The 12,918-nt window shown below is 54.8% G+C and carries 8 protein-coding genes; 5 read left to right on the forward strand and 3 right to left on the reverse strand.

What is annotated here, in order from left to right; translation table 11 throughout:
* Window positions 1-287 precede the first annotated feature (287 nt).
* Window positions 288-614 (forward strand): thioredoxin, encoded by a 327-nt coding sequence (trxA, locus tag SV7mr_RS11975; RefSeq protein WP_145272271.1) that lies wholly within the window; start codon window positions 288-290, stop codon window positions 612-614.
* Here the strand turns inward: trxA and hemE are convergent.
* A complete protein-coding gene (hemE, locus tag SV7mr_RS11980) occupies window positions 611-2,593 on the reverse strand; it encodes a uroporphyrinogen decarboxylase (RefSeq protein WP_145272273.1) in 1,983 nt (660 codons plus the stop codon). The genes trxA and hemE overlap by 4 nt on opposite strands.
* 232 nt (window positions 2,594-2,825) lie before the next feature.
* Between hemE and trmB the strand changes: the two genes are divergently transcribed.
* Together trmB and dnaE are read left to right on the forward strand one after the other, a co-directional pair.
* Window positions 2,826-3,578 (forward strand): tRNA (guanosine(46)-N7)-methyltransferase TrmB, encoded by a 753-nt coding sequence (gene trmB, locus SV7mr_RS11985; protein ID WP_145272275.1) that lies wholly within the window; start codon window positions 2,826-2,828, stop codon window positions 3,576-3,578.
* A gap of 318 nt (window positions 3,579-3,896) precedes the next feature.
* On the forward strand, window positions 3,897-7,457 hold the full coding sequence (dnaE, locus tag SV7mr_RS11990) for a DNA polymerase III subunit alpha (RefSeq protein WP_145272277.1): 3,561 nt from the start codon (window positions 3,897-3,899) through the stop codon (window positions 7,455-7,457).
* A gap of 57 nt (window positions 7,458-7,514) precedes the next feature.
* On the opposite strand, the gene SV7mr_RS11995 is transcribed toward dnaE, so the two are convergent.
* A complete protein-coding gene (locus SV7mr_RS11995; RefSeq protein WP_145272279.1) occupies window positions 7,515-8,081 on the reverse strand; it encodes a hypothetical protein in 567 nt (188 codons plus the stop codon).
* Between the two features lie 127 nt (window positions 8,082-8,208).
* On the reverse strand, window positions 8,209-11,583 hold the full coding sequence (locus SV7mr_RS12000; RefSeq protein ID WP_419188426.1) for a DEAD/DEAH box helicase: 3,375 nt from the start codon (window positions 11,581-11,583) through the stop codon (window positions 8,209-8,211).
* A 318-nt stretch (window positions 11,584-11,901) separates the two neighbouring features.
* Between SV7mr_RS12000 and SV7mr_RS12005 the strand changes: the two genes are divergently transcribed.
* Window positions 11,902-12,264: a 2Fe-2S iron-sulfur cluster-binding protein gene (locus tag SV7mr_RS12005; protein ID WP_145278359.1), complete on the forward strand. Its 363-nt coding sequence runs from the start codon at window positions 11,902-11,904 to the stop codon at window positions 12,262-12,264.
* A 397-nt stretch (window positions 12,265-12,661) separates the two neighbouring features.
* Window positions 12,662-12,916 carry a hypothetical protein gene (locus tag SV7mr_RS12010; protein ID WP_419188427.1) on the forward strand — a complete coding sequence of 85 codons (255 nt, stop codon included), beginning with the start codon at window positions 12,662-12,664 and terminating at the stop codon, window positions 12,914-12,916.
* The last annotated feature ends 2 nt before the right edge of the window (window positions 12,917-12,918 follow it).

The following is a 12,918-nucleotide window of genomic DNA, read 5'->3' on the forward strand; positions in this document are numbered from 1 at the left end:
ATGACAACGAAACCCTCCCCGGCCGGCCATCGAAATAACCAATGCCGCCGCCTTGCCAATCTGCACACTCACCAACGCGCCACCACCGCAAACCGGCCGACCCGCCCGCAAGCGGGAGGATTTTGTTGAGAGCAACCGTTGACTGCACTCTCCCGCTGGCGGAAGAGTGTTGCGGATGGGCCTGTCCGCTCCGGAATGTTTTTTCACATTCTTCGGTAAGACATCTCGCTCAGGCATCGTCACACAAACGTACCCGATACGTTTCACTATCTCACTCGGAGAAAACGATGTCTGCGATCAATAGCAATACCGCCAACTTTAGCAACGACGTGCTGTCCGCTGACCAACCTGTGTTGGTGGACTTTTGGGCATCTTGGTGCGGCCCTTGCCGTCAAATGGGACCGGCCGTCGATCAACTGGCTGACGAATTCGCTGGACGTGCGAAAGTCGTCAAAGTCAACATCGACGAGTCACCCGAACTCGCCACCGAGTATGGCGTTCGATCGATCCCACACTTTGCTGTTTTTGAAAACGGTGAAGTCACCCGACAGACTGGCGGCAGCATGCCAAAAGAGGTTCTGGCACGTCTGCTGGAACAACCTGCCAATGCTTAACGCGTGGTGGACGAGGCACCACCATCGTATTGCTGGACGGCTTCCACCAATGCGATGGCATTCTCGACCGGCGTTTCTTTAAGAACGCCGTGTCCAAGATTAAAGATATGCCCTTTGCGTCCAGTGACGGTGTCCATGATTGCATGGGCACGACGACGGATTTGATCGGGGTCAGTCAAAAGAATGGCCGGGTCCATGTTACCTTGCACGCTCTTTCCTGCCCCGACTCGATCCCAGCCGTCTTTGAGCGCAATTCGCCAGTCGATGCCAACAACCGTTCGAATGTCGCCACGCAGGAGCGGCAATAACTCGGGGTTGCCGGTGGCAAAATTAATAACGGGGACACCGGGAGTAATGCCGGCAATGATTTGATTCATCCATGGCAAGACAAACTCGGTGTACTCCTCGGGAGACAAACAGCCCGCCCAACTATCAAACAGTTGAACACACTGAGCACCGGCAGCAATCTGCTGATTCAGGTAAACCGTGATGGCTTCCGACAGCACGTTCATCAGTGCGCCCCAAGGGCCACCATCAGGCAGTCCCGCCGACTGGAACATGAGTTTTTTGGTGTTCATGTAGACTCGGCTACCACCGCCTTCGATGCAGTAACTAGCCAACGTGAACGGCGATCCTGAGAATCCGATCACGGGAATATGATCGGGCATGTCTTTGCGTGTCTGGGCGACGGTTTCGTAAACGAAGCCCAGTTTACCGGGATCATCCAACCGCTTGACGCGATCCAGGTCTTCCGGAGATCGCACCGGATTGTGAATCACGGGGCCATCTCCGGCGACGAATTCCAGATTAAAACCGAGTGGCTCAAGCAGTGGCAACAGGTCAGAGAAAATGATTGCTGCGTCAACGCCCAAACGATCCACCGCTGTGCACATGACTTCACTGCACAACTTCGGGTTGTAGCAAAGCTCCAGGAAAGACTGCTTGGCGCGTACTTCACGGTATTCGGCCATGTAACGACCAGCCTGACGCATCAGCCAAATCGGTGTTCGTTCGGTAGCCTCACCGCGGCAGGCTTTGATAAACAGGCTATCGTTTGCGGGATGGTTTGCATTCATTTCAATGGTTGCTTTTGCTAGAGCAGTTGATTCCTTAATCAAATCAGTCGACAAGCGAGCCAGCTTTCTAGAATCAACTAATCGATTTGCGTTTTGTGATGATTCGACCACTAAGTGTCCCATCTTGGGGTGGGATGGTTCCATGTCCACGTGCAGATCTGATTCTCGCAGCATCTGTGAGGTTGTGGGGCCAATGGACGCGATGACGGTGTTCGATAATCCCTTGCGCAGCTCGGACTCGATTCCCATGTCATCGGCCAAACGCAACAGGTTGACGATTTGGTGTGCACTGGTGACCAATAGAACGTCGCGTTCCTGATTAACGATGGCTTGCAGATTATCCCGCAATGGCTGCACGTCTTCAGGGAATTCCCAGCCATAGACTTTGACCGGTTCCACGCTTGCGCCGCGAACCTCCAGTCCGGCGATGAGGCTGGCGTTGGAGATCCCGTATTCTTGCAATCCAATGACTTGGTTGTTGATCGGGACTTGATTGGCATCGATGTACTGCAAAATCTCGCGCCAGGTGTTCGGTTCCCCAACCTTATGGGTTGCCTTGATCCCCAGTTCACGCAGCGCTGCGACGGGTTTCGGACCTCGGCAGATGGTGGTAATGTCCGACAGGGCGTCAAGGAACCGCTGAGTGTCGACATGCCGTTCGATCGATTTCATCAGAAACCGAAAACCGACGCCGGTCATCAATAGAACGACGCTGATTTCACCTGTGATGACGCGATAGGCAAAATCAATTGCTGGCCGGTTCGGCTCGATGGGCACTTCGCGCATCGATGGACTTACGAAAGCGTCCCCCCCGTGACGTGTGATCAAGCGTTCCATGTCCTGGGCTCGGCGGCTTTCCAGGGCAGCGATTTTTAAGCCTGCAAAATCAGCGTTTTTGGGCATGAATCGGATGGTCCGGTGATCGGGTTCGTTGGCAGTCCGGCAGCGAGACACTCTGGCACTGGCGGTAAGGCGAAATTGTAGACAGTTTTTGGCTTCTGACGATTGCAGATTCGACAATGCCTCGGTGTCTTGCCGGCAAAAGAATGTTGGCCCCCAGCGGTGTTAGCTTTCCTCGCCAGCCGGTATTTTGTAGGGGCTTGTTCGTGTTCATCATTTGGTTCGGATTGCTACCATGCCTCGCCGTCAAGTTCGTACGCCTAAACAGCCCTTGGATCTCAACCGATACCTCTTGGTGACCGATCGATCTCGGGGTGAATTTGTCGAAACCGAGGACCCTGATTCAGCACAACCACGGCGATTCCAGCCCGGCAGCGAAGAAGACGTCTTGAGTCAGGAGACGTTTCCCGATGTGCCCCAGACACTGAGCAGTCAGACGCTCTTCGGCGACGATCGCCCCTTGGAGATCGAAGTTGGCAGCGGCAAGGGACTGTTTCTCTCCAACGAATGTCAGCGCTGCCCAGAGACGAATTTTCTGGGCATCGAGATCATGCACAAGTACGCCAAACACGCGGCGGCACGAATCGCAAAGACCGGGGCCGAGAACGCCAGAATGATCTCCGGCAATGCCGAACCGCTGTTTCGATCCCGTGTGCCCAACGGGTCACTGGAAGCGGTCCACGTCTACTTCCCCGACCCCTGGTGGAAAAAGCGGCACCGGAAACGTCGTGTGGTCAATGAAACAAGCATTCGCAGTTTTCGCGAAGCACTGCGAATTGGCGGACGCTTTCATTTCTGGACCGATGTTCTGGACTATTTCGAAGCAACCATCGAGCTGATCGCGCAGGTGGCACCCGAATTCGGCGTACCGATTCCTGAAGAAAAGCAAGACTCGACACACGATCTGGATTACCGCACGCATTTTGAGCGTCGAAGTCGGCAGAACCAGATTCCCGTGTACCGCATTCGCTACGAGAAACGCCGCTAAGTGCCCTCGCGGGGCGAGCGCACTGGTTTGCCCCGCTGTTTCCCCCCACTGTCTTCATCCACTGGGCCCGCAATGGACTCCCCAACTGGCAACGCGTTTTCGCCGGGCCGCCATGCATTGTGCCCCTGACACAGGCCGCGACGCGATCCCCTGCGAAGCGCATCATTCTTGGCCGAACCGGTCCGCAAATCCCGTGAGCGGCGTTAAACTAGTGACCGGGCAGTCGCCTTAATTCCTCACTCGCTGTCGGCCGGCCCGTTGCTCTGCAACTCGTCCTGATCGTCTCTCCCACACGCTTCCACAAAGGAATGCTCGAGCATGTCGGATCCATCCAGTCCCATCATCGATCCTGCGACCAATCGCCCCTTTGTTCACCTACATTGCCACAGTCACTACAGCCTGCTTGATGGTGCCAGTGACATCAAGCGCTTGGTGAACCGCGCGGTCGACCATGGGATGAATTCTCTGGCTTTAACCGACCACGGCAACCTGCACGGTGCTTTGGAGTTCTATCGGACTGCGCGCGACGCGAATGTCAATCCGATCATTGGCTATGAAGCGTACATCGCGCCGGGCAGTCGTTTCGAGAAAGGCAGTGCCAGCAGCAGCAAAGACGCCAGTTACCACCTGACGTTGCTGGCCAAGAACCGGACCGGATTTAAGAACCTGATCAAGTTGGCCTGCGCTGCGTCTCTGGAGGGCTTCTACTTCAAGCCGCGAATCGACAAGGAGATTCTAGAGACCTACAGCGAAGGCATCATTTGTCTCTCTGGTTGCGTCAGTAGCGAGTTTAGCCGGGCGGTGATGCAATCGGCAAAGACCGAAGAAATCGAACAGCAAGGCATGGAGATCGCGGGCTGGTTCCACAAGGTCTTTGGTGATCGCTACTTCATCGAAGTGATGAATAACGGCTTGGACATCCAGCGAATGCAACTGGAAGGGGCGATGCACATCGCCAAAAAAATGGGACTGCCAGTGGTTGCGACAAGCGACTGCCACTATGTGAACCAGGATGATGCCGAAGCGCAAGACATCATGCTGTGCATCAACACCAGGCGTTTCCGCACCGACACCTCGCGGATGAAGATGGAGAATGATCAGTTCTTTCTTCGTAGCCCGGAGCAGATGTACGAGAACTTCCCAGGGATGGAAGACATTGTCGCTCGTAGCCAAGACATCGCCAATACGGTTGACATTCAGCTCGAACTGAACAAGTACTACTTCCCCAACTTCGAATGCCCTGACAAAAAGACTCCCATCGAATACCTGCGCGATCTTTGCATCCAAGGATTGATGGAGCGTTACGAAGGCGATGACACGCGAATCGTCGACGGCAAGCTGACAGAGGAAGTCATGGCTCGCTTGGATCGCGAGCTTGGCGTGATCGAAAAGCTGAATTATCCAACGTACTTTCTTATCGTTTGGGACTTCGTCATTCATGCCCGTGACAAAGGCATCTCCGCAACCGCGCGGGGGAGTGGTGTTGGGGCGTTGGTTTGTTACGCCTTGTACATGTCCCACGTTTGTCCGTTGCGATATGACTTGCTCTTCGAACGGTTCTTGGACGAAAGCCGCACCGAGCCACCTGATATCGATATCGACTTCGAGAAAGAACGTCGAGTCGAAGTGATTGACTACGTCAAGGAACGCTACGGAAGCGAAAACGTTTGCCAAATCGGAACGTTTGGAACATTGGCTGCACGGGCTGCGATCAAGGACGTTGGTCGCGCACTCGGCATTCCGCTGGGACGCGTGAATCAGATCACCGAGATGGTGCCCGATGAGCTAAAGATCACCATCAAGAAGTCGCTTGAAAAAAGCGCCGACATGAAACAAACCTATGATGGGGATCCGGAGATTCGTGAGCTGCTTGACCTGGCGATGAAGATCGAAGGGCTCGCCCGAAACGTTGGCACTCACGCCGCGGCGGTTGTGATCGCCGACAAGCCACTTTCAGAGTACGTGCCGCTAACGCGCGTCCCCGGCAAACAAGACGTGATCACCCAGTGGTCGATGAATGACGTCGAAGCCAGTGGCTTGCTGAAGATGGACTTCCTGGGGCTGCGCAACTTAACGATGCTCAGCCGATCGGTCCAGTTGATCAAGCAAACGACCGGCAAGGACGTTGATCCGCTTAAGTTTCCACTGGATGACAAAGCGACGTATGCGCTGCTGCAACGCGGTGAGACGAAGGGCGTGTTTCAGCTTGAGTCGGGCGGGATTCGCGATCTGTTAACCCGAATGAAGCCGGACAGTTTCCACGATATCATCGCGACCGCGGCGTTGTATCGGCCTGGACCGCTGGAAGGCGGCATGGTCGATGACTATGTGAATATTAAGCATGGTCGTCAAACACCCGAATACAAACACCCGGTTCTAAAGGAGATTCTTGAAGAGACCAACAGCGTCATGGTCTATCAGGAACAGGTGATGCGGATCCTGAACCGCCTGGGCGGTGTCCCTCTGGCCAATGCATACACCTGTATTAAGGCGATCAGTAAAAAGAAAGAATACCTGATCAACCAAAACCATGAAATCTTCGTCAAGGGTGCCGTCGAGAGTGGTATGGCGGAGGCCGATGCCGAAGATATCTGGAGCCTGATCGTTAAGTTTGCAGGCTATGGTTTTAACAAATCACACAGTACCGCCTACGCTTTGGTTGCGTTTCAAACGGCCTACCTTAAAGCGCACTACCCCGTTGAATTCATGGCATCGCTGTTGTCCAGTGACATCGATGGACGAAACTTTAAACGCAAAGATGCTCTCGTTGAGCACATGGAAGACTGCGACCGGATGGGCATCGAAGTGGTCGCGCCATGTGTGAACCATTCCGGCGCTGACTTCACCGTCGCCGATGGCAGAATTCACTTCGCACTTTCGGCCATTAAGGGTTGTGGCGGTAACACTTCGATCGCCATCGAAGAGGAACGCATCAAGAACGGCCCCTTCTCTGACATCTACGCCTTCTGCGAACGTGTTGACCCACAGGCGTGCAACAAATCGGCGATCGAAACCTTAATCAAAGCCGGTGCGATGGATTGCTTTGGTGCTCATCGCAGCCAGTTGTCAGCCGTCATTGAAAAAGCCGTTCAAGCTGGAGCCGCCGTCCAAGCCGATAAGCTAAGTGGTCAAGCCAGTCTCTTCGGTGACCTTGAAGATGACGTTCCAGAAGGCGAAACACCCAGTGTCAGCTTGCCTGAAATGGAGGAATGGCCCGATAGAGAGAAATTGGCCAACGAGAAGGAAGTGCTGGGCTACTACCTGGAGTCACACCCTCTGGCCGAATTTGAACCGAAACTGGCTACCTTCCGCTCGCACACCACCGACGGCTTGGGCGAGGTTCAAGATCGCGGTGAAGTGATTCTGGGCGGAATGATTAGCTCCATCAAGATCGCGCACACCAAGAACCCCAAACCCGGCCAGCCTTCAAAGTACGCGAACTTTGACCTGGAAGACATGCAAAGCGGAATCCGCTGCATCATGTGGCCTCGCGGTTTTGCCGAACATGGTGAAAAGGTTCAACCAGACGCAGTGGTCTTGGCAAAAGGCAAAGTCGATCGCCGCGGTGGCGATGAAGCGAACCTGATTATCGACGAGTTGATTCCCTTAGATGAGCTCGACAACCGCTACACACACGGCATGCGAATTCGCCTGGATCAGGCACATCATGATGAGGAAACGATTTGCCGATTGCGTGAAATTCTACGCGGTTATCCCGGCAACCAAGAATTGCTCTTCAGCATGACGCTCAACGAAGGCGAAACCGTTCACTTGAAAGCCGACAAATTCAAAGTCCACGTCACACCGGAGATGCGGACCCGGTTGGATGATCTGCTTGGCGGCGGATTCTATCGCCTGATGATGAGCAAGCCAAAATAGCTCGGCTTCACCCTATCAGAAATGTGACTCGGCGGTTGCGATAAGAACAACTCGCAACTACTCCGCACCAATGACTTGATTGGGCGAGAAATTGTCAGTGCCGCCGCCCAGCGGACGCTGGCTGTATTCGGTTACATACCAGTCGCCGTTGCTGCTTTTTTCAAAAGTCAACGTGACCTGCCGGAGCGCGGCTTGGTTCTTGACCACCGCGCCCAAACTCAGCCGGACCGATGCGGTGAGATCAACTTTGGCTTGTGGTGGCGCGGAGCCTTGCACCGGTGCCACTCGCACATTGCTGGCCCTGGCGGAATGAAACTCGACGTTTGCCAAGGTGTCGCTGGCCCGCTGCCTAACCTTTGGGTCTGCAATGATAGCAACCGCCGCGCCGACCTGATTGGTTTCAATCAGCTCCGCTGTTTCATACACCAATCGTTCCAACTGTTCGCGATCGGTCTCGATGGTATGACCAAGAACGATGACCGCGATGATCAGAACCAGATTGACACCGGCGGCATACAGATAAGACTTCTCACCGATTTGCATCCACACATACAACAGCATGACCAGCAAAAGGGTCAGGGCACTAGAAACAATGTAGGGATGTTCAACCACTAATGTCCACATAGCACGCCTCACTGCAAACTGCTGCGGTCCCTTCAATGATGCCTCAAGACTGCGGCATCATTGCATGAGAGCCTGAAAAGAGATGCGAAAAGGGACCAGGTGTTCCATTGCCTTGGCTTGATCGAAATCAAGCGTCGCCAGATTTGATCAGTCGGATCAGGTCCGCAGTGTCCATCTTAGCAGCTCGGTCGGTTCCATCTAACACACCGGCGACAAGTTCTCGCTTGTCAGCGTGCATTTCAAGGATTTTCTCCTCGATCGTGCCGGCCGCAACCAAACGGTAAACCGTGACGGGGCGAGTTTGTCCGATCCGGTGAGCTCGGTCGGTGGCTTGATCCTCGACAGCGGGATTCCACCAGGGGTCCATGTGAATGACATAATCCGCCGCGGTCAGGTTCAGCCCTGTTCCACCGGCCTTGAGCGAAATCAAGAACAATTCGCCCTCGCCTTCTTGGAACGCATCCACCCGGCGTTGTCGTTCCTTGGCGGGAGTCGCCCCGTCAAGGTACTGATAGCTGATCCCACGCTCGTCAAGCAATTCTCGTACAAGCCCCAAGTGCTTGACAAATTGGCTGAACACCAAGGCGCGATGGTCTCCGTCACGCAACTCATCCACCAGATCGCCGAAAAGATTCAGCTTCGCACTGCTCGCCGACCAAGTGCGATCAACCAGTCGCGGGTGACAAGAGAGCTGGCGCAGCTTCGTCAACCAAGCCAGCGTCCGCATGCGATGCTCGCCCGCTTTTTCATCCACTTGATCACTTAGCTCCGACAAGGCCGCAACTCGTGCTTCATCATAACGACCACGTTCCTCGTCGCCCAAGTGAGCTTGCAAGGTGATGTCTGTGCGTCGTGGCAATTCCTTCAACACATTGTTCTTGGTCCGTCGCAGAATGAACGGTCGCACCAAGCGTGCTAAGGATTCGCGACGTTGATCGTCCTTGTGACGTTCAATGGGATCAGCGAAACGAGTCCGGAAGCGATCCCATGATCCGAGCAGTCCGGGACTGATGGTTCGCATCAAGCTCCACAGTTCGCCCAAGTGATTCTCAAGCGGCGTTCCGGAAAGGGCAAGTCGCCAGTTCGCGGCGAGATCACGAATCGCGCGTGCGGTCTTGGTCTGGGCATTCTTGACGAACTGCGCCTCATCCAGGACCAGCGTATTCCACTGCCGAGACTGAAACTTTTGCGCGTCACGCTGAACCAATTGATAGCTGGCAATCAATACATCATTTGGCCCCGCCGATTCAATCATCTGCTGGCGGTTGCCATCGCGATACAGGATCGGGTTGAGAGCTTTGGCAAATCGCTCGGTTTCGCGAAGCCAGTTCCCACCAACGCTTGTCGGCGCGATCACCAGGGCTGGTCCACCGGCTCCACGCTGACTTAAGACGCCCAACGCCTGCACGGTTTTGCCAAGCCCCATGTCATCCGCTAGAATGCCGCCGACGCCCCAGTGACTCAAGCGGGCCAGCCAATGGAATCCGTCCATCTGATAATCACGATAATCAACGTCAAGCGATTCCGGCTTGTCTGGATGATAGTCCCCCAGGGCTTCCAGGGTATCGATCACCGAATTCCAACGTGCAGTGACTTCCAGTGGCACATCCGCCCCCAGCAGATCGGCCACAGCCGGGACCGCTGCATCGGCGACTTTCATTTCCCCGTTCTCATAAACCAGCGTGTCACCCAGTTGCTCCAACCGGTTGCGGAAGGTGTCGCTAATCTGAGCGAACTCGCGATCCCCGACGCGAACCAAGTTGCGCCGCTGAGTGACGGCATCCAACAGGTCCTTGAGCGCAATTTGTTTGCCGCCGATATCCACGGTTCCCGAAACACCAAACCAATCCTGCGAGTCATCGATTTGCACTCGCAGAGACGATGGGGCAATGGTGCCACGAATCCGCAACGATTCACCTTCGGGCCAAATCATCCGCGGCGCGTCTTCACCCGCTTCGTATAACCGGGACAGGAACTCCAATGCCTGTTGGTCAGTGAGCGCGATCCAACGATACGCACCATCACTGCTGAGTTCATGAAGCTGGAACTGTTCGACCGTCTTGTTCGCCAAGACACATTCACCGGACAAGTCACGACGCAATCGAACCGGTCCATCATCGAGCACGGTGTTGTAAATGGATTCCCCGGAACCGGGAGTGAGCGTCTCGATCAATCGCTGATCAAAAATTGACAATCGCACCAACAAACCCGCTCCGCCGCGTGGTCGCAGCTCGATAAGCAACTCGGGTTCTAAGTCTAAGACGGGACCGGCGAGTTCATCCGGCAAATGAACCGGCAGCAACCGATTCAGGGTGGTGATGCTCTTGGTCAGTTCATGAGCCGATTCGCGATCCAACACCACGCTGCCAAAATCCCTTGTCTCCAGGAAGTTGTATGCCTCACGGGGCAGTCCCGGATGGACGTGCGCCAAGATCAAGCGATTGGAATTGCGGTCGATAAACAAAACCAAAGGCTGGCTATTTTGTTCGGTGAAGTAAAAGACGCTGCACTGGCTGATGTCGACATCAATGCCTGGGACGCACATTCGGATCGAGTAGTGCGCTGTCTCCGTCGTCGGATCGGACTCCTCCAGACCGCCGAACTCTTCACCGGATTCGTTGACGGCAGAGTGAATGGGTTCCAAGCGTAACGACAGTTGTCCATCAAGAACCTGGATCTCTTCACCGTCGTTGTCATCCCAGGCCACATTGCCATGACGTGCCAACAAATGCACCGCAGAGAGCATCATCTCTTGATCGTTTCCCGATCCATGGTGCACGCGTTCGATGATTTGACAAATCCGCCGATCGAGTTCGCTCAAGACGGAAGGGCGACGCAGCAATTCGTTGGTGCTGGTGCGTTTCCCTTTCGTGTACCCCTTGCCGTTCTTCTTGAGCTTTTGCACATAAGGGGTCAATCCCACCGTTGCAAAGCGAAATGCAGAGTGACATTCAAACCGCCACTGGATGACAAGCTGCTCCTCGGAAACAGTCGCAGCAACACGATGGGCAATCGCAAGCAACTCGCTGGCGATATCGCTGCCATCTGCGACCGGATCGTCGGCAAGCGTGGCGAAGAAGCCAACCAAGTCGTCGTAGGACTTTTGCTTGCGAACTTGTTCTTGCAACCACCAAGCCGCAGCCAGCGTGCAACTACAGCGCGACCGAAACAGCGAATCTTCGTCGCGTTCGTCTTCCGGAATCAGAGCGGCACCGCATTCACAGAAAGCTTCGATCTCGGGATGCTCCCCGCCATCGTTCCCAAAGATTGGATCCAACAGATCAACCAGCTGCAACGCAACTTGGCTACGATCTCGGTTGGGTGTTGTGACAAAGAAATCCAGACCAATCAGGTCTTCCTCCGCGCGCAAGCTGGCCGACTCAACGCTCAGCAATGCGGCTCGCTTATCAAGATCATCGTCGTGTTCATCGACCAACTCACTAATCGTTTGATCTAACTCCGCACGGAAGTCCACAACTTCACTGTTGGTGATCTGACGCATTCCTACCATTAGCTCGAACTATTCCAATCTATTTCCATGCGAACACTGAATCCATTCGACAACTAGCGGCTAACGCGATAACAATGCCGACGCGCCGCAGCGATCAAACTTCTGTTCTCAACCGCCCCACCTCGATGGAGTAGCTCCGGCTGGTACGTTCAGAAAAATCGTGAACCACAAACCAAGAAATGGCCAGCCCCATCGACGATAGTTGCCAACGCGTTATTCTAGCTGTTCACCAGAATCATGCGAGGCCAAGCGCGTCCGCTTGGTCATTCCCTGATGAATATTTCACCTTGTGCCCTTAAGGAAAAGATCATGCCACAATTGACCGTTGAAGGGGTCGGAACTTTTGAAGTTGAAGACGGAAAACGCCTCGTGCAAGCACTGACACAGGACGCGGGAACCGATCAACTGCACGCCTGTGGTGGTGTCAGTAAATGCACCACCTGCCGGGTGCAGATTCTTGAGGGTGAGCCTAACAAAATCACTGCGGCCGAAAAGGAAACGCTAAGAGTTCGCGAAGTGACCGAGCCCGGTGTGCGCCTTAGCTGCCAAGTCTTGTGCGAATCCGACATGACCGTCCGCGTGATCAGCCGCCTGGAAGGCAGTGGACGCAAAGACCAAGGCGGCGCGGTAGCGGATCAGATCGAGCCCGCAGCCGAGTGGACCGAACGCTAGCGCCCGCAACGCGGCAGAGTGCAGTTCATTGGTGCATGCAAGCACAGCACCCTACGATTCTGGCGTTCGCGACTCCCCATCAGCAACACTCTCCCGCCAGCGGGAGAGTGCAGTCAACTTTCAACAAACCCCTCCCGCTTGCGGAAGAGTGCAGTTCATTGGTGCGTGCAAGCACGGCACCCTACTGTTCTGGCGGTGGCCACGGTTTCGTTTCGTGAGTGGCTGCTCGAACCTGGACTTCAGGGCTCCGTTCCCCCGCACAAATTCATCTTGAACCCATCGCATCGACTCTCCTATGCTCACGGCACATTCCACGGAGGTTGAGATGCGATTGAGACAGGTTAGAGTTTGGCTTTTGCTGCTACTGTTGGTGCCGATGATCATCGGATGCAGATTCATGCATCCCAATATGACTGCTCGCAAAGGCTTTGCAGTCACTCATTCGGAGGCCATGCAATACGATGCTCTGCGAGTTGCAGGCATGACGCACGCACAAGCCCGCGAGACCATTCAAATCACAAGAGAGTCACAGAGTCAGGCTTCCAAAGAGAAACCAAGCGAAGGCTCCGATTCGCTGACCTCCGATACGCTGGGCTCGAAAGAACCTGTCGATGACAACCCTGCGGATCACGTCCTTACTGCGGCACCTTAAAT

Origin of the sequence: Stieleria bergensis (genome assembly GCA_007745635.1) — a bacterium.
GTDB classification, from domain to species: Bacteria; Planctomycetota; Planctomycetia; order Pirellulales; family Pirellulaceae; genus Stieleria; species Stieleria bergensis.